The organism is Sphingobacterium sp. UBA3549 (assembly GCF_002376635.1).
In the GTDB taxonomy this organism is placed as follows: Bacteria; Bacteroidota; Bacteroidia; order Sphingobacteriales; family Sphingobacteriaceae; genus Sphingobacterium.
Genome location: NZ_DFOE01000007.1, coordinates 126,582 through 145,450, shown reverse-complemented (window position 1 = coordinate 145,450; position 18,869 = coordinate 126,582). Strand labels below are relative to the sequence as shown.

General features: G+C 41.7%; 15 protein-coding genes. 6 read left to right on the top strand and 9 right to left on the bottom strand.

What is annotated here, in order from left to right; all coding sequences use genetic code 11:
* Window positions 1-64: 64 nt before the first annotated feature.
* The 6 genes from B2W36_RS04740 to upp all read right to left on the bottom strand — a co-directional run bounded on the left by B2W36_RS04740 (window position 65) and on the right by upp (window position 5,029).
* The gene (locus B2W36_RS04740) at window positions 65-1,720 is read right to left on the bottom strand and encodes an amidohydrolase (protein WP_293879480.1); all 1,656 of its coding nucleotides are present in this window, start codon (window positions 1,718-1,720) and stop codon (window positions 65-67) included.
* Between the two features lie 292 nt (window positions 1,721-2,012).
* Entirely contained in the window at window positions 2,013-2,423 is a 411-nt protein-coding gene (locus B2W36_RS04735; protein ID WP_209578750.1) for a BrxA/BrxB family bacilliredoxin, read from the bottom strand.
* A 146-nt stretch (window positions 2,424-2,569) separates the two neighbouring features.
* On the bottom strand, window positions 2,570-3,103 hold the full coding sequence (locus B2W36_RS04730) for an AAA family ATPase (protein ID WP_209578749.1): 534 nt from the start codon (window positions 3,101-3,103) through the stop codon (window positions 2,570-2,572).
* Window positions 3,104-3,126: 23 nt separating this feature from the next.
* Window positions 3,127-3,729: a nicotinamide riboside transporter PnuC gene (gene pnuC / locus B2W36_RS04725; RefSeq protein ID WP_209578748.1), complete on the bottom strand. Its 603-nt coding sequence runs from the start codon at window positions 3,727-3,729 to the stop codon at window positions 3,127-3,129.
* Window positions 3,730-3,803: 74 nt separating this feature from the next.
* Window positions 3,804-4,277 carry a ribonuclease H-like YkuK family protein gene (locus B2W36_RS04720; RefSeq protein WP_209578747.1) on the bottom strand — a complete coding sequence of 158 codons (474 nt, stop codon included), beginning with the start codon at window positions 4,275-4,277 and terminating at the stop codon, window positions 3,804-3,806.
* A gap of 104 nt (window positions 4,278-4,381) precedes the next feature.
* Complete coding sequence (gene upp / locus B2W36_RS04715; RefSeq protein ID WP_209578746.1) at window positions 4,382-5,029, bottom strand: uracil phosphoribosyltransferase; 648 nt, start codon at window positions 5,027-5,029, stop codon at window positions 4,382-4,384.
* 284 nt (window positions 5,030-5,313) lie between these two features.
* Between upp and uvrB the strand changes: the two genes are divergently transcribed.
* From uvrB to B2W36_RS04695, 4 genes are all read left to right on the top strand, one after another.
* Window positions 5,314-7,347: an excinuclease ABC subunit UvrB gene (uvrB, locus tag B2W36_RS04710; protein WP_293879481.1), complete on the top strand. Its 2,034-nt coding sequence runs from the start codon at window positions 5,314-5,316 to the stop codon at window positions 7,345-7,347.
* 148 nt (window positions 7,348-7,495) lie between these two features.
* Window positions 7,496-8,527 carry a glutamate 5-kinase gene (gene proB, locus B2W36_RS04705; protein WP_209578744.1) on the top strand — a complete coding sequence of 344 codons (1,032 nt, stop codon included), beginning with the start codon at window positions 7,496-7,498 and terminating at the stop codon, window positions 8,525-8,527.
* Window positions 8,524-9,774, top strand: a complete 1,251-nt coding sequence (locus tag B2W36_RS04700; protein ID WP_209578743.1) for a glutamate-5-semialdehyde dehydrogenase — start codon at window positions 8,524-8,526, stop codon at window positions 9,772-9,774. Before proB ends, B2W36_RS04700 begins: the two co-directional genes overlap by 4 nt.
* A 12-nt stretch (window positions 9,775-9,786) precedes the next feature.
* A complete protein-coding gene (locus B2W36_RS04695) occupies window positions 9,787-10,194 on the top strand; it encodes a hypothetical protein (protein WP_209578742.1) in 408 nt (135 codons plus the stop codon).
* A gap of 156 nt (window positions 10,195-10,350) precedes the next feature.
* Here B2W36_RS04695 and B2W36_RS04690 read toward each other — a convergent pair whose 3' ends face one another.
* On the bottom strand, window positions 10,351-11,487 hold the full coding sequence (locus tag B2W36_RS04690; protein WP_293879482.1) for an acyl-CoA dehydrogenase: 1,137 nt from the start codon (window positions 11,485-11,487) through the stop codon (window positions 10,351-10,353).
* Between the two features lie 316 nt (window positions 11,488-11,803).
* Here B2W36_RS04690 and B2W36_RS04685 point away from each other — a divergent pair, with 316 nt between their 5' ends.
* The gene (locus tag B2W36_RS04685) at window positions 11,804-12,439 is read left to right on the top strand and encodes a peroxiredoxin (protein ID WP_209578740.1); all 636 of its coding nucleotides are present in this window, start codon (window positions 11,804-11,806) and stop codon (window positions 12,437-12,439) included.
* A 163-nt stretch (window positions 12,440-12,602) separates the two neighbouring features.
* Here the strand turns inward: B2W36_RS04685 and B2W36_RS04680 are convergent, their stop codons facing one another.
* Together B2W36_RS04680 and B2W36_RS04675 are read right to left on the bottom strand one after the other, a co-directional pair.
* A complete protein-coding gene (locus B2W36_RS04680; RefSeq protein WP_209578739.1) occupies window positions 12,603-13,718 on the bottom strand; it encodes a S1 family peptidase in 1,116 nt (371 codons plus the stop codon).
* A gap of 15 nt (window positions 13,719-13,733) precedes the next feature.
* A complete protein-coding gene (locus B2W36_RS04675) occupies window positions 13,734-14,306 on the bottom strand; it encodes an RNA polymerase sigma factor (RefSeq protein WP_293879484.1) in 573 nt (190 codons plus the stop codon).
* A 392-nt stretch (window positions 14,307-14,698) separates the two neighbouring features.
* Here B2W36_RS04675 and B2W36_RS04670 point away from each other — a divergent pair, with 392 nt between their 5' ends.
* On the top strand, window positions 14,699-18,745 hold the full coding sequence (locus B2W36_RS04670; protein ID WP_293879485.1) for a glycoside hydrolase family 2 TIM barrel-domain containing protein: 4,047 nt from the start codon (window positions 14,699-14,701) through the stop codon (window positions 18,743-18,745).
* Window positions 18,746-18,869 lie beyond the last annotated feature (124 nt).

Genomic DNA, 18,869 nt, shown 5'->3' with positions numbered 1-18,869 from the left:
TTTCGCGCTTGATTTTTGGAAGGCAAAGGAAATAGAGATCAGTACAAGGCTCGTTACTAACGGGTTATTGAGTGGTTCTATTCGTGTTGCTATTAAAAACCGTCTCGCCAGCAATGACTGTCCGTTCTGTTTTTACATTTCGCAGTTGCTCATTCGGGATGTTCAAGATATCCTTTTCGAGGATAACAAAATCCGCATCTTTTCCAACTTCGATGCTGCCCCGTTTCTTGTCTTGAAAGCACGAGAATGCCGCCCATATGGTCATTCCTCGCAGGGCATCTTCACGGCTTATCGCGTCTTGCATCTGAAATCCCTGGTCTGGATACCCTTTTTTGTCGACACGAGCCACTGCTGCATGGAAACCATATAAAGGATTGAAGTGTTCTACCGGGAAATCACTTCCCAAAGCGAGTTTCCCGTATTCTTCCAACAGATGCTTATAAGCATAAGCGCCTTTCATACGTTCTGCCCCTAGCCGGTCTTTGGCCCAGTACATATCTGAGGTGGCATGTGTGGGCTGTACTGAAGGGATGATTTGGTACTCTCTAAATTTGTCAAAATCTGTAGGCGATATAATCTGAGCGTGCTCAATACGCCATCTCCGGTCATTGTTATTGTGCGGGTATTTGCCGTAGATATCCAAGATAATACGATTGGCCGAATCGCCTATGGCATGGGTATTTGCCTGAAATTTGCTTGCAGCGATCTGTTTGATCATTTCTTCATACTCCTGCGGACTATGAAGTAAAAAACCATGTGTGGGTGCATCATGGTAATGGGCGAGGAGGCAGGCTCCACGGGAACCCAGCGCACCATCGGCAAGTAGTTTAAACCCTTTGATTTCGAACCGGTCGGTCTCATAGAAACCTTGGTCGATAAATGATTTTATATTTTGAGGACTACCGAGGATCATGGCATAATCTCTGATTTTTAGCTGGCCTTCGCGGTAGTATTTTTTTAAAAGTTCGAGTCTCTCTTTTGATAAACCTGCATCAACAATTGAGGTAAGACCTACAGAAAGTAAAGAGTCCTGTGTGCGTTTGATCATTCTTAAGTATTCCTTTTCGTTGGGAACAGGGATTGTCTTATTGACAAGCTCCATTGCATTGTCGATCAACAGACCATTTGGTATGTTATTGATCCCCCCGACCACCCCACCGCGGATGCTGGGAGTACTGGTTAATTTGGCCCATTCCAGCGCTTTGGAATTGGCGACGGCCGCATGATAATCTACCCGCATAAGATAAACGGGAATATCAGGGAATGCTTTATCCAACAAATCTTTGGTGGGAAAAGCTTTATCTTTCCAGCGATTTTGGTCCCAACCTGCACCGATCAGCCAGGTTTTGTCTGGATTCTTCTGCCTGTAGTTTTTGACACGTTGAATGATCTCTTCAAAGGAGTCAGCCCCGTTTAGATCGACTTGATCCATTAATTCGGCTTCGTCAAACAGATGCGCATGGGCGTCATAAAATCCGGGGTAAATGGGTTTTCCTTCTGCATCAATCTTTTCCTTTGCTTTATATTTCCGCTGTATTTCATCATCCGAACCGATGGCTATAAATTTACCATCTTTGACCGCAAATGCCTGTGCTGTACTAAATGTGGAATCTACGGTATATACTTGCGCATGATATACAATAAAGTCCACTTTGGTTTGTGGAGAGCATGCGATGATCGTCAAGCAGAAAAAAAGAATGGTTATTGGAAGGGTTTTCATAGCCTAAAAATAGAAAAAAGCTTTTAATAAACTGCATCTGAGTTAGTGGCAAGGTATACTGGAGCTCAGGTTTGAGGTTTTGACAGGTTGGTGGAATGCCCTTTGGCAAAGAACCTAGGCTATTTTATGGTGTATGGCTAAGAAAAAGATAACCTGTTAAGTAATGAAATATGAAACGTTCCTTGAAGGAAGGATATGGGGATACACTGTATGCTGCTGCATTTTAAAAAGCAAAAAAGGCTATCCAATTAAATTTGGATAGCCTTTTCAATTCAAAAATCAAAATACGTGATTAACAGTACTCGTCAAATGCTGCGACTAAGTTGTCAGCGATCATTTGAGCTGGGCGACCTTCAATCATATGTCTTTCAATCATGTGTACCAGTTTTCCGTCTTTGAACAAAGCCATTGCTGGAGAAGATGGCGGATAAGGCAACATGTAATTACGAGCAGTGTTAACAGCATCCGTTTCCATACCTGCAAAAACAGTTACTAATTTAGCAGGGTGTTTTTCATTTTTGACAGCAGCTTTTGCAGCAGGACGAGCATTTGCTGCCGCACAACCGCAAACAGAGTTTACAACCACAAAAACGGTTCCTTCTGATGCAATCGCCTGATCAACTGCTTCAGGTGTTTTTAATTCTTCGAATCCTGCATCAACTAATTCTTGACGCATTGGAGCTACTAAATATTCTGGATACATTATTTCTTAAGTAAAATGTTAATATTCTATTTCAATTGTGTGTGATAAAACTTCCTATCCTTGACCTAGATCGGGTCAGGCACCGCAAGTTCTATTTCACTTGTACAAATATAGCTGTAAAAGGCAGCTTCGTCAAGATGCTTGTCTCAAATCAATGTCAGAAAATCGTTTACTGCGCGAAGTCCATTTTCAAGACGCTGCTCACCGAGCCCAGACACAATGCGATATTGTGCATGAAGGGCTGTCAATTCACCTTTCCAGATTTCCATAAAATGATCCCGTTGTTCGGGGAAATCTCGTAACGGATCATCCTGCCAGGGCAGATCGATATCCATCAGGAGATAAAGGTCGTAGGGATGTTGCTGGATTTTATCGGTAACTTCTTCTGGAGTATGGCCAAATAGATAATCAGACCAGATTTTTACGGTAAGGAAGGTCGTGTCGCAAATAAGAATTTGTCCTTGAGCTAATGGAACCAGTGCTTCTTCAAGTGCGACCTGTCCATAAAACATATTGACTTCGTCCTGTAAGGTGTATTTATTGTTGAGGCCTTGACAATAATAGCGTGAATATTCGGGTACACATACCGTTTTAAACTCTTTGGCAAGAAACTGTGCCATCGTTGATTTTCCAGTAGACTCGGGGCCAACAACAGCAATTTTTATAAATTCTTTTCCCACATCGATCGTTTTGATAGGCAATATTACGCAAAATTTTTATAGGTTTTCTGCCAATCGCGGTAGCCATTCCAGGCGATGACCGCGAAGACAAAATAAAGCACGGCTGTCAACATAAGATCTTTATGGATGTAGAGTGGGATATAACAAATGTCTACAAACACCCAAAGTAGCCAGTTCTGGAGGACTTTTCTGGTCATCAGGAATTGGGCGACAAAACTTACCGATGTACAGAATGCATCAATGTAGGGCACATCCGAATTAGTTTTGCGGTCGAGAAGGTACCCGATGGAGATGGTGAGGATAAATATGGCTAAACAGCAGAGAAGCAATTGATTGCTGTTAGCATTGACGATGGGTTTCTTTTTTTCCTCTTTTCGTTTTATCCAATAGTACCAGCCGTAAACAGCAGTAGATAAAAAGTAGAATTGCAGGACAGTGTCTCCGTATAGTTTGGCATCATAAAACAGAATAGCATAGGACGCCACGCTGATGATACTAATCGGCCAATTCCATATGTTTTGCTTAGCGGCCAAATAGACACAAAGGAAGCCTGTCAGTGTACCTAACCATTCGAGCCAAGAGGTATGGGCAAATTGGCGGGCAATCTGCTGAAAAAAATCCTGCATGTGGTGTGTTAAAAATTACACCCTAAATATACAAAGTCCAACCAATAGTCAGTAATTGTTTATCCAATAGTCGATTATTGAACCTGTTTATTGGCACAGTTGGTACTGGCAAAAGACTCCGGCTTAGCCTTAAAGACAAATCCCATACCCATAATATAGCCCATGGCTTCTTTTAGAGCAACATTCGACTGGAAACTTGGATTGGTGTTGATGTCGGCGTGGACTTCAAGGTCCACTTTGTGTTTTTCGAGGAGGGGGCAGAGTTGATAGGCTATATCGATGGATTTTTGCACTTCGAGCAGCATCCTCTCTTTAATGCTCATTCGGTGATGCCTTTTGTCACGTTGGATAAACATAAATCCACCTTTATGTTCCCTGAGAAAGACGATGACTGTTGCGAAGTCGATGATGCCCCGCTTGACTTGGGAATCGGTGCCGATGTAAACCTTGAGCTTATTCCCGAGGGCGTCTTCGCGTTTTATGACTTCTTCAACAGCATCGAAAATTGTGGAGCGAATGGATTCGCCATTGTATTTTTGCCATCTCATAGCGATATAAATTAGATATAACAAAATTCAACTTCATCATTGACATAAATTTACTGAATTTCAATGAGCTAAGTGTTAATTTAATTTTAAATAATTTATCCACATTAGTGGTGTTTTGCACCATAGGCCAGATCTCCTGCATCGCCGAGTCCCGGCACAATATAGGCTTTGGAGGTCAGTTCGCGATCGACGTCACCTACCCAGATGTGCGCTGTTGGAATAAACGCCTGCACATGATTTATTCCTTCTTCGGAAGCGATGGCCGCAACAATGTGCAATTCCTTGATATCGTATTCGGCCAAAAGATCCCGGCAGCATAACACGAGACTTTTTCCTGTCGCCAGCATTGGGTCCACTACAATCACGGTGCGGTTGTCTAAATTGGGGGTATTCACATATTCTTTGTGAATCTCAAACTCGCCGCTTTTTTTGGTATGTCGGTAGGCGGCAATAAACGTATTGTCGGCGCGGTCAAACACATTTAATAGCCCTTGATGAAACGGAAGACCCGCTCTCAGAATCGTAGCGAGCACGGGTTGTTCCATCAGGAGTTGAGTTTTGGCCACACCCAGCGGAGTTTCAACTTCAATGGGCGTGTAGGTCATCGTCTTGCTGATCTCATAAGCGAAGATTTCACCCAATCGTTCCAAATTCCGGCGGAAACGCATGCGATCCTGCTGAATATGAATATCTCTCAACTCGGCGATAAAATGATTTGCAATGCTATTTTGGGTAGATAGAATAGTAACCATGACGTGTGTGCTAGTTCAGTGAAGCTAAAGATAATAAATAATCAATTGAAAGTAATAACATCTACGGTATTATTATAGTTTGCACTCAAATGGTAAAATTTTTAGTAAATTTGTTTTACAACACTACTGGATGTGGCCTGGATCGCATCTCGAAAAAACGTCCTGTTTGCAGATTAAAATCATCAGTTTAAAAAGAACAGTTTTGTGCTTGCCGCTCAAACTATTACTGGTGCAATGTTTGCTGGAAAAGGCCGAGATAGTTTTGTTTAAGAAATAGGAAGTATATGAAATTTGAATTGACATCAGAGTATAAGCCGACCGGCGATCAGCCCGAAGCGATTAGGCAATTGGTTGCTGGAGTAGAGCAGGCAGAGCAATACCAAACGCTTTTGGGAGTGACAGGATCGGGTAAGACCTTTACTGTGGCCAATGTGATTCAGGAAACGCAAAAGCCAACATTGATTTTAAGCCATAATAAAACGTTGGCGGCTCAATTGTACGGTGAATTCAAGCAGTTCTTCCCCAATAATTCGGTCAACTATTTTGTGTCCTATTACGATTATTATCAACCCGAAGCTTTTATTGCTTCTACAAACACTTACATCGAGAAGGATTTAGCGATTAACGAAGAAATTGAAAAGTTGCGCTTGGCCACCACTTCCGCTTTGATGTCGGGGCGTCGTGATGTCGTTGTGGTTTCTTCTGTGTCTTGTATCTACGGTATGGGAAATCCAGAGGATTTCTCCCGTTCTATCTTTCGATTCGGCGTAGGGATGATGGTTACGAGAAATGCTTTTCTGCATAAATTAGTTGAAATTTTATATTCACGCACGACCACAGAGTTTAAACGTGGTACATTTCGCGTTAAGGGAGATACTGTGGATATTTATCCAGCGTATCTGGATTTTGCAATTCGTGTGTCCTTCTTTGGGGATGAAATTGATGAATTGAGTGAGATAGATCCTGTATCTGGTAAAACGCTCCATAAAATGGAAGATTTAGCCCTTTTTCCGGCCAATCTTTTCGTTACGCCGAAGGAAAAATTTAAAGAATCGATTTGGGCTATTCAAGATGAATTGATGCAGCGGAAAACCCAATTGGAAGCCGAGGGCTTGATGCTCGAAGCAAAGCGTTTAGAGGAACGTGTCAATTATGATTTGGAGATGATGCGCGAGCTGGGTTATTGCTCAGGAATAGAAAATTATTCCCGCTTTTTCGACGGTAGGCAGCCAGGAATGCGTCCTTTCTGTTTGCTGGATTATTTTCCGGAGGATTATCTGTTGGTCATTGATGAAAGCCACGTGACCTTACCCCAATTGCGTGCAATGTACGGTGGCGACCGATCACGAAAAGTCTCTTTAGTGGAACATGGATTCAGATTGCCTGCGGCTTTGGATAACAGACCCTTAAACTTTCCGGAGTTTGAATCTTTGACGAACCAGACAATTTATGTGTCAGCTACTCCTGGTGATTATGAACTGCAACAGACAGAGGGTGTGGTGGTTGAACAGGTGATTCGTCCTACGGGGCTCCTAGACCCGATTATTGAAGTGAGACCAGCGATCAATCAAGTCGATGATTTCTTGGAAGAGGTGGATAAGACCATCAAAGAAGGTGGGCGTGTGCTGGCAACTACACTGACGAAACGTATGGCGGAAGAACTTTCCAAATATATGACCAAGCTGAACTTAAAAGTTCGTTATATACACTCGGAAATTAAAACCTTGGAGCGGGTAGAAATCTTACGCGGCCTTCGATTAGGTGAATTTGATATTTTGGTCGGCGTGAACTTATTGCGTGAGGGACTTGATTTACCGGAGGTTACGCTGGTTGCTATTCTCGATGCAGATAAAGAAGGTTTTTTGCGTTCTGAACGTTCGCTTATTCAGACGATTGGTCGGGCTGCCCGGAATGATAAAGGTCGGGTTATTATGTATGCAGACAAAATGACCGACAGTATGCGTGTGACGATCGATGAAACTAATCGACGTCGGGACAAACAGATGAAATATAACCAGGAACATGGCATTACTCCGCGTACAGTCGGCAAAACTAGAGAGGAAATATTGGAGCAGACCTCTGTCGCCGATTTCTCAGGTATTGAACCTAAAATTTATGTCGAACCGGATCCATCGCAGGCTGTTGCAGCTGATCCAGTGATGCAGTATCTGAGCGAGAAGGATCTGAAGAAAGCAATCGATAACGTCCGTAAGAAAATGGATAAAGCTGCGAAGGATATGGACTTTCTGGAAGCAGCGAAATATCGTGATGAAATGTTTTCCCTCGAGAAGCTTTATGAAGAACGGTTCTCCTTCTAAAGGGGCTTTTGTTTTCAGGTGCCTATTTTTTGTGGGTGAAGTGGTTTTTTTCTGTAAAATTATATTGTTCAATTGTTAACATATTTTGCAAAAATCAAATTCTTCTCAGTAAATTAGTGCTCAAATCTAAACTAAAGCATACTTGAAAATGAAAAAGCCAATTCTTGTTGTCAAATTCGGATCGGCTTCTATTACCACGAAAGAGGGAGAAGTTGATGAACGTATTGTTTTGGAGATCGCTAGGCAAATTGCTTCTTTACAAAAGAAATACAATATTGTCTTGGTGTCTTCTGGGGCTGTCGCTGCCGGTAAACGTTTTTTGCCCAATTATACGGGGACATTATCAGAACGTAAGGCTGCCGCTGCAATTGGAAACCCCATACTGATCAATACATATTCAACTTATTTCCGACCCTTCAAAATTTCTTTGGCACAAAGCTTATGTGAACGACATCATTTTTCCAATCGGGATCAATTTCTGCAATTGAAAAATACATACGAGGAATTGTGGAAGAATAATGTTATTCCAATCGCAAATGAAAATGATGTGGTGAGCAATAAAGAACTAAAGTTTTCAGACAATGATGAGCTGGCAACCTTGATTGCTGTTGGCTTTGGTGCCGAAAAACTATTATTCAGTACTTCTGTCCCAGGAGTATTAGATACAAACAACAAGATTATACCGCAAATTGAAACAATCGACAGGGACATCCTGGGATTGGCAAGGAAGGACAAATCGTCGGTGGGACTGGGTGGAATGACGTCAAAATTGAATTTTGCCCGATTAGCCAATCAGATGGGGATTGCTGTTGTGATTTTTAGCATGCAAACTGAGGATGCCATTCAGAAAGCAGTGAAACATGAGACTGGTACCTTGTGCCTACCTGAAAGCAAGAAAATATCATCCCGTAAGAAGTGGCTTGCGAGCGGGAGTTTAATTAAAGGAGAATTGATGGTTGACCGCGGAGCAGAGGAAGCGTTATTAAAGCACAAGAGTCTTCTGGCTGTCGGTGTTACACGAATCGTCGAGCATTTTGAAAAGGGAGAAGTGTTAAATATTGTCAATCTAGAAGGCTTAACCGTGGCCGTTGCCCGGGCGAAAATGGATTCATCCGCTTTGTCCCAATCCAGTAAAAAAAATATAGAAATTGCACACGCAAATGATATCGTATTGTTATGAGTGAATCCATTGTAGAACAACTTCAGGCAGCGGCCAACGCTAAAAATGTATTGCAGAAGCTAGCACCTGAAACCAAAATAACGCTTTTAAATGCTATTGCAGATGCTCTTGTCGAACAGGAGTCGGTTATATTACAGGCCAATAAAAGTGATCTGGACCGCATGTCTGATGAAGATCCCAAAAAAGACCGTCTCTTGCTCAACGGTGATCGTCTAAGAAGTTTGTCTGATAGTGTGAAGCAGATTGCACAGTTAGCGGATCCAACAAACCAGCTCTTATTAAAAAAGGTGCTACCCAATGGATTGGAAATAGAAAAGATCACTGTTCCGCTTGGAGTTGTTGGGGTAATCTATGAATCGCGGCCCAACGTTACTATTGACGTTGCTGCTTTATGTATTCAATCGGGTAATGTTTGTTTGCTGCGTGGCGGTTCCGATGCCCAATATACCAATCAAGCTTTATTAACCGTAATCCATGGAATTTTGAACGAACAAGGTATTACGAAGGATATTGTACAACTGTTGCCTGTGGACAGAAAGCACGTTTCAGAATTGCTGGAGGCGACGTCTTATGTGGATATTATCATCCCACGTGGGTCGCAGTCATTGATCAATTTTGTGCGGGAAAACGCCAAGGTACCTGTGATTGAGACAGGGGCAGGAGTATGCCATACGTACGTCGACTGTACCGCAGATTTGGATATGGCAGCGAAGATTGTCGCGAATGCTAAAATTTCTAGACCTTCTGTCTGTAACTCCTTGGATACAGTTTTGGTCGATAAGGATGTTGTAACGGAATTTTTAGTTAAACTGGCTCCGTATCTCGAAGAGGCTCAAGTTGAAGTCTTTGCTGATGCTATTGCCTATCAGGTACTAAAACATGAAAATTTTTCAAATTTAAAGCGAGCAGAAGAGGCGGATTTTGGAAAGGAATTTTTAGATTTGAAATGTTCGGTAAAAACCGTTGACGGTTTGGATGAAGCGCTGGAACATATTGGAAAATATTCTTCCAAACATTCGGAATGCATCGTCTCTTCCAATGAACTTCATATTGAGCAATTTTTAAATACAGTGGATGCCGCTGCGGTGTATGCCAATGCGTCGACACGTTTTACAGATGGCGGAGAATTTGGACTTGGGGCTGAAATAGGGATTTCTACTCAGAAATTACATGCACGGGGGCCATTTGCATTAGAAAAGTTGGTTACAGAGAAATGGATTGTCCGCGGAAACGGTCAGATTCGATAATAGATCTATACGATGGGAATAAGTTTTAAAAGAGATTTGATGGTACGCTGGGTGGAGGACATCGGGAAATTTCTGCGGATATGGATTGACGGTTACGATGCGTTTGCTGAGCCTGAAGATCCGGCCCAGTTTGCCGAAGCCTATCAGAAGTTTTTTGAAAGGGATCGGAGTTTTTATTTGAGTATTTCCGAAGCTGAGCTTACAGCTTATGCAAAAAATGACCTGGATGCGCAACAATTACATCCACTGGCACTGACGCTATTATTTGATGGGTTGAATGCTACGGATGGTAGCCAGGAAAACTTACTTCGTAAAGCAAAGCTCATTCTTAATCTAGCTATGGCCCAAACAGCCAGCTTTGCTTTTCAAGATTACCAGTATCTAGCGATGATCGATAATAAATTGAAAACTATAGACTAGAGCAGCGAACTGTCTGCTAAGTTCATGTAGTATTGAAGTGCTATAGGAACTTCGAGTTGTGATATGAACGATACTGCGCTTAGCAGAGAAAATAAACGGGAGCTGTCAGTTATTAAACTGGCGGCTCCCGTTTATTAAGGGATTTTTAACGGAATGCTACCGCAAGATTTCTCGGGCAATAACCAGGCGTTGAATTTCGGAGGTACCTTCATAGATTTGGGTGATCTTTGCATCACGCATTAACCTTTCGACATGATATTCTTTTACGTAACCATAGCCACCGTGGATCTGTACAGCTTCTACTGTGTGTTTCATGGCAACTTCAGACGCATGTAATTTGGCCGTTGCTGCTTCTTTACCGTAGGGAAGTCCTTGATCTTTAGTCCAGGCAGCTTTATATGTCAAAAGCCGAGCGGCCTCAATCTCGACCTCCATATCGGCCAATTTAAATTGAATAGCTTGATGTTCCGATATTGGCTTTCCAAAGGTCTTACGCTCTTTTGCGTAGGCCAAAGCAAGATCATAAGCGCCAGCAGCTATTCCCAAGGCCTGCGCAGCGATACCTATACGCCCGCCATCCAGCGTTTTCATGGCAAATTTAAAACCGAAACCATCTTCTCCAATACGATTTTCTTTGGGAATCTTAACATCGGAAAATAGGAGCGAGTGAGTATCTGAACTGCGGATGCCCAATTTGTTTTCTTTAGGGCCAATGGTAAATCCAGGCAGTCCTTTTTCAACGATTAAAACATTGATTCCTTTATGGCCTTTTTCAGGATGTGTCTGTGCAATGACAAGATAGATATCGGCATGCCCCCCATTAGTGATCCAGTTTTTTGTGCCATTTAGTAAATAATGATCCCCTTTATCTTCTGCAGTTGTATGTTGTGACGAGGCGTCAGAACCGGCTTCGGGTTCGGATAGCGCAAATGCACCAAGTTTTTCCCCCTTTGCTAAAGGAATCAGGTATTTCTGTTTCTGTTCTTCCGTCCCAAAAGCATTAAGTCCATATAATACCAGGGAATTGTGAGCGGAGACAATAACGGCCGCGGAGGCGTCAATTTTGGCAATTTCTTCCAGTACGAGAACGTAGGCTAACGTATCCATACCCGCACCGCCATAAATTTCCGGTGTCATGATGCCCATAAATCCAAGTTCGCCCATCTGTTTGACAAAATCGGTAGGAAATTTAGCGGATTCATCGCGTTCTATTACTCCAGCCTTTAATTCCTGGGCAAATTCCCGCGCTGCATCGCGGATCATTTTATGTTCTTCGCTTAATTCAAAATTCATGGTATTCCTATTTTTGGTTTATCAGTTACCAAGCCGATAACTAGCTATCTAATAAGGTTTGATCTCAAAAAGTTTTTCCTAACACATGATTAGTTTAGAAGCTCAATGTAAAGCCATACCCAAATATACAAAATATATATTATGCAAGCATAGTAATTACGCGATTAACTTTTGTGCTTTTGCATATTTAAACGGTGGATGAGATGACCTTAGTTTTTTCATATTAATTTAAAAAAATGAAGAATTACTTGTTTGCTAAATTTAATCTACTATATTTGTAGACTATATAATGTAAACACATTTAAAAAATAAGATTATGAGTTTAAGATTAGGAGATGAAGCGCCAAATTTTAAAGCGCAAACAACCATTGGTGAAATAGACTTTCACGATTATATTAAAGATAGCTGGGTCGTTTTCTTTTCGCATCCGTCAGATTATACACCGGTATGTACCACAGAGTTGGGGCGCACAGCAAAGTTAAAATCTGAATTTGACAAAAGGGGTGTAAAAGCCATTGCGCTGAGTGTAGATAATGTAAACGATCACTTAAACTGGATCAAGGATATTAATGAGACGCAAAATACAGAAGTGAATTTCCCGGTTATAGCCGATGAAGATCATCATGTATCCGAATTATACGATATGATCCATCCGAATGCTTCTGCAACAACTACGGTGCGTTCGGTATTCATTATAGGGCCTGACAAAAAAATCAAATTGACGTTGACTTATCCAGCCTCAACAGGTCGTAATTTTGATGAGATTTTACGGGTTATTGATTCGTTGCAGCTAACGGCAGATTACCAAGTGGCTACGCCTGCTGACTGGAAGCATGGGGAGGATGTTATTGTTGTCCCTGCGATTAAAACGGAAGATATTCCAGCTAAATTCCCAAAAGGATTTAAAGAAATTAAACCGTATTTGCGGACTACGCCGCAGCCAAACTTATAGTAATTTTGTTCTGTTGTCCAAAAGCCTCCATTGCATTATAACAGTCCGGTAAGTCGGAAGTGGTATGTGAGGTCAAAGGAAGAGAAATTAGCTAAAGATCAGAATACAAAAAAAGCAACGTCGGGAAAACGTTGCTTTTTTATGTTACTAAAAGATGCCGGTCTTAATAAACTTTGACCATATAAATATAGTCTTGCATTTTCTTGATTTGTTCTGTTCTTGGTAAACCTGCCAAACTGTTCTTTTTGTTGATCTTAAGACCCGTAACCAAAGAATCCGTTGGAATGTCCGCTAAAGCATTCAAGATCGATTTTGTTTTGATTGCAAAGGCGGCACCATCTATGCCGCGTTGCTTTCCAGAAATAATACCAATCACATTACCTCTGCTATCCAATACGGGACCGCCACTGTTACCTGGATTAACTGGTACGGATATCTGATACGCAATCGTATCACCGGCATAGCCTGTTGATGAACTTAGATATCCCTGACCATATACGGCTTCATCTCGGGGAAATCCTATGGTATAAATATCTTCACCAAGATCTGAAGTTGATGTTTTGAATGTGTAAGGTAAGCTTTTAACTTTCTTAAAGTTCTTATCAGCGATGTACAAAATAGCCAAGTCTTTGCTTGGATCAGTATGTACGATTTGTGCTTTATAGGATTCGCCTTTATTATTTTGCAAATAAATCGAATCGGCACCACTAACAACGTGGTAATTAGTGACAACATAACCATCTGTTGTCAACATAAAGCCTGTTGCGCCAAATTGGCTCTCGGTACCTTTCACTGATTTTTTGTCGTTGATATCTTTGATTGCAGCATTATGAGCATTGACGTTCTTTTTGACATTGTTCATGTCTCTACGCAATGCACTGTAATCGGAAGATGCCTTTTCGAGGTTGCTGTAATAACCGCTCAACCATAATGTGCCAAACACTGCAAATACCGCGACTACTGCAGCTACCAAAGAACTGGCTTTGATACGTTCCCAAAGTGAAATCACCGTTGATTGCTTCATTGGAACGACCTTGGTCGTTTTACTTTGGGATTTATGGTATTCCTTTGCTGATTGTGCCAATGCATTTTTGAAATCTAGACGATGACTAGTTTCTTTCATATGGGCAACAAATTCGCGGTGTTGTTGTAATTGGGCAGCATAGGACGGGTGTTCAGCACAGAAAGATTCAAATGCAGCTTGTTCCTCGGCCGATAATTCGCCGCGAAGATATTGATCTGCTAATTCGAAAAATTCTTTTTGATTCATTGTTCCCATGGTGTTACTCAAATTTTAATCTGTTGAAAAAAATATTTTTTTCAGCCGTTGCAGGCATTTATACTTCTGAGTCTTGGCATTATCTGTATTGGTATAACCAAATTTTTCACAGATATCCTGCATCGAATGGTTTAAGATATAGAAGTCGTGTAAGATTGTCTTACAGGGTTCTCCCATTTTCTCTAAGGCAAGCTCCATTTGGTCGAACTTTTTTTCAAGTTCTTCATGCTGTTGTAGATCTTCTTCCTCAAATAAGGAATCTTCATAACCGCGAATGTCACTATTGCCAAAACCAGCACGATTGAGTTGCTTAAGCCAAAGCCTTCTGCAAATCGAGTAAAGATATGTTTTAAGTTTGCTGCTGAGCTCAAAGTTCCCTTTGGAAACTTTATCGTAGAGCACAATGACAGCTTCTTGAAAGATATCTTTCGCTTCATCCTCCCTTCCATTATTTTGCAAGATCATATGGCTTATAGACGGATAGTAACGCTTATAGATAGCATCTATCGCCAAGCTGTTGCCGTCTTTGATGCCTTCAATGATTTGCTCATCATTTTCTAGCAGGACTGATTTACTGAATTTACTCACCTATTAATACCTTAATGCTTAAATTGTAACCCTTTGAAAAATAAAATTATTCGAAATAATTTCAAACGCAAACTTTTATTTGTTTAAAGTGAAATCTACCCAAAAATACTGCTTATTCCTGATAACCGAAAGCATTTGTTTTTTATTGGAATAGTGCGATCTATTTCTCAGCACTGCAAGTTTTCCTTGGGATCTTTTTTTAATGTTGTTATTTCCTTTGCATCTTATCTGCCAGAAGAACTTTCCTCGAATGATGAAGCACACGAAAGTGAGCGAAACGAGCTTTGATTGTATCGAAAAAGTTTCGCAATCGAGTGCTTTCATAATCTGCTTGTTATTACTACAAAATGAAGTTACATTTGGTTTCCTAGTCTAAATTGTTCAACGACATTATGTTAAGAAAATCTGTTATTTTTTCAACGATTCTAGCCTCCTTGCTATCTCTGAACCCAAGTTTCACGATAGGGCAGACAACCTCATCCGCTATCGACGGTTTTCAGTATGGCGCTTCACCGTCTCCAAAAGGGAATGAATGGGAATCGCCTCAATTATTATCACTGAATAAAGAACTGCCACATGCTTCGTTCTATTCTTTTAAAAACGTGCAAAGCGCAAGAAAAGTACTTCCCGAGCACAGTAACTATTGGATTTCGCTCAATGGATCCTGGAAATTCAACTGGGTGAAGACTCCGGAGGAGCGGCCAAAGGATTTTTATCATCCTACCTATAATGTTGGTAGCTGGGAATCGGTGCCTGTGCCCATGAGCTGGAATATTTATGGTATACAAAAGGATGGAAGCTTAAAGTATGGCGTTCCTATTTATACCAACCAGCGTGTTATCTTTCATCATCAGGTAGAGGTCGGTGATTGGAAAGGTGGAGTCATGCGGACTCCGGCGCAGGATTGGACAACCTATGTTTATCGTAATGAAGTTGGATCGTATCGACGTAATTTTACAGTTCCTGCCGACTGGGACGGCCGGGAGGTATTTATCAATTTTGATGGGGTAGATTCTTTTTTCTACCTATGGATCAATGGTAAATATGTCGGTTTTTCGAAAAATTCAAGAAACGTTGCGTCTTTCAATATCTCACCTTACTTAAAAAAGGGTGCTGAAAATGTGTTGGCTGTTGAAGTTTATCGTAGTTCTGATGGATCTTTTCTTGAGTCGCAGGATATGTTTAGACTGCCCGGTATATTTCGGGACGTTTCCCTGACTTCTGCGCCGAAAGTGCAGATCCGTGATCTGGCGGCTATTCCAGATTTGGATAGCAACTATGAAAATGGTTCCTTGAAAATTACCAGTACGATACGCAATCTCAGCAGTAAGCAGGCTGAGGGCTATAAAGTTGTGTATTCACTCTATAAAAATAAATTGTATAGTGACGAAAATACGCTTGTAGACCAAACTGAAGCATCGGCACTTGTTCCTACGCTGGGTAGTCAAACTTCTAATAGCGTAGCCGCGACATTGAATGTGAAGAATCCGAATAAATGGTCGGCAGAGTTACCGTATCGGTATACTTTGGTGGCTGAATTGAAGGATAAGAAAAACAACACGGTTGAGACTATTTCCACCTATGTCGGATTTAGAAAAGTGGAGATCAAAGATACCGAAGCGGCAGATGATGAATTTGGGCTAGCGGGCCGTTATTATTATATCAACGGCAAAACCGTCAAACTAAAAGGTGTCAACAGGCACGAGACCAATCCTGAGCATGGTAAAGTGGTGACAAGAGAACAAATGGAAGCTGAGGTGAAATTGATGAAAAGGGCCAATATCAACCACGTTCGTAATTCGCACTATCCGGAACCTGCGTATTGGTATTACCTATGCGACAAATATGGGATTTATCTGGAGGATGAAGCCAATATCGAAAGTCATGAGTATTATTATGGCAAAGAATCGCTTTCGCATGTTCCTGAATGGAAGAATGCACATGTGGCCCGTAATATCGAAATGGTGCATTCGACCATCAATCATCCGGCTGTTGTTATCTGGTCTTTAGGAAACGAAGCTGGTCCGGGTGATAATTTCGTGGCTGCCTATCAGGCTATCAAGAAAATCGATACATCAAGACCTGTTCAATACGAGCGTAACAATGCAATTGTTGATCTGGGGTCCAACCAATATCCGTCAATTGACTGGGTCAGAGGTGCTGTAAAAGGTACCTATAAATTGAAGTATCCGTTTCATATTTCAGAATATGCACATTCCATGGGGAATGCTGTCGGTAACTTAACTGATTATTGGGAAGCCATCGAATCGACAAACTTCTTTATGGGCGGCGCCATTTGGGATTGGATCGATCAGGCCATGTATTATTACGATAAAAAGACCGGAGAACGCTTTCTGGCCTATGGTGGTGATTTTGGGGATAAACCCAATGATGGAACGTTCGTGATGAATGGGTTGATCTTTGCTGATATGATACCGAAGCCACAATACTATGAGGTGAAGAAAGTTTATCAAAATGTGAGCGTAAAAGCTGTTGATATTCAACAGGGAAAAATTGAGCTTTTTAATAAAAATTATTTCAAGGATCTATCCGATTATCAGGTACAATGGTCGTTATTCAAAGACGGTGTAGAAGTAACAAATAGCAAAGGCACGATCAGTACGGGTGATTTACCGAAAGCTCGTCAGCGGAAGCAGTTTGTATTGCCGATAAATTACGCGCAGTTAGATGCTGGATCGGAATATTTTATGAAAGTGCAATTTATACTCCATGAAGATAGGCCATGGGCGACAAAAGGTTTTGTCCAGATGGAGGAACAGCTTTTTGTCAAAGCTGCTGAAAATAAACCGCTGATTTCATCTGTTGCAAAAGGAGGAGCTCCGGTGCTTTCCAAAGAAGGCGATTTACAAGTGGTGAAGGGAGATCTGTTTACGGCTAAGTTTGACAATAAGACAGGCTCGATTTACAATCTAGTTTATGCAGGCAAACAAATTATCCGTGATGGCCAAGGCCCTCAATTGGATGCGCTACGTGCTCCGGTTGACAATGATAACTGGGCTTACCAGCAATGGTTTGAAAAAGGATTGCATAATCTGCAACATAAGGTTTTGTCTTCAAACAGCTATACCAAGAAAGATGGAACGATTGTATTGGCGTTTACGGTTGAGTCGCAAGCCCCTTACGGTGCGTCTTTGCTGGGCGGAACTTCGGGAACCTACACCCTTAGAGAACATAAAGACAAACCTTTTGGTAAGGACGACTTTAAATTTACAAGCAATCAGATCTGGACAATCTATAAGGATGGCTCCATTGAATTGTCTTCGAGTATTACATCCAATAATGCGAGTGTGGTCTTAGCGCGACTGGGCTATTCTTTGCAACTGCCTGCTGAATACAGCAACTATAGTTATTATGGCCGGGGACCGATCAATAATTATGCTGACCGGAAGACTGCTCAATTTATTGAAATGCACAAAAGCACCGTAAAAGATCAGTTCGTGCCCTGGCCCAATCCGCAAAATATGAGCAACAATGAAGATGTGCGCTGGACAGCATTGACAAATGATAATGGACAGGGAGTTGTTTTTGTTGCGAAAGAGCATTTAGCGACCTCGGCTTTGGACTATAGTGAGCTTGAATTGACGCTTGCACCACATCCTTACCAATTGCCAAAGAGTTCGGGCGTCCACGTGCATCTTGATGCCGCGGTAACCGGATTGGGTGGCAATAGCTGCGGACAAGGGCCCCCGTTGGACAAAGATCGTGTGAAAGCAGTACCAACTGCAATAGGCTTTATTATCCGTCCGGTTCAGAACAATGATATGAAGGAGAAGGTTCAGGTAGCGACTGCAGGAGATGCGCCAATATCAATCGTGAGAAGTTCCAATGGTGAAGTTTCGATGCTAGCAGGAAATAAAAGTGAGCCTGTATTGTACAGTTTGAACAACGCAAAACCACGTGTCTATAAAGCTCCTTTTGATTTACGGACCGGTGGTACCGTAACCGCTTGGTATCAGCATAATGAGAAATTAAAGGTAACACAACAATACACAAAAATCGAGACCATTCCAATGGAAGTTGTCTTTGCTTCAAGTCAGGAAACTGGTGAAGGTGATGCTAAAAACCTATTGGATGGAGACCCATCTTCGATCTGGCACACGATGTATTCGGTGACGGTAGCTCAATACCCGCATTGGGTTGATTTTGACGCAGCGCGTATCAAAATAATTAAAGGGTTCACTTTCCTGCCAAGACAGGATGGACCGAATGGTGATATTAAGGATTACAAGATTCAAGTAAGCAAGGATGGCAAGAATTGGGAAGAGGTGATGTCGGGATCTTTTGAAAGAAATAAAAAACTAAAAACGGTTCGATTTGAGAAGCCTGTTAAGGGACGGTATATCCGTTTTACAGGACTTAACTCACAACGGGGCGATGATTATGCTTCGGGTGCTGAATTTATGGTTATAGCGGAGTAAAACGACCCTGTGGACGCCCATCAATATGAATTAAAAAAAGTGGAATTTGGCTTATCAAAGCAAAAAAAAAGCATCATTTAATGATAAATGATGCTTTTTTTGTTGGCGGTCTGGACGGGACTCG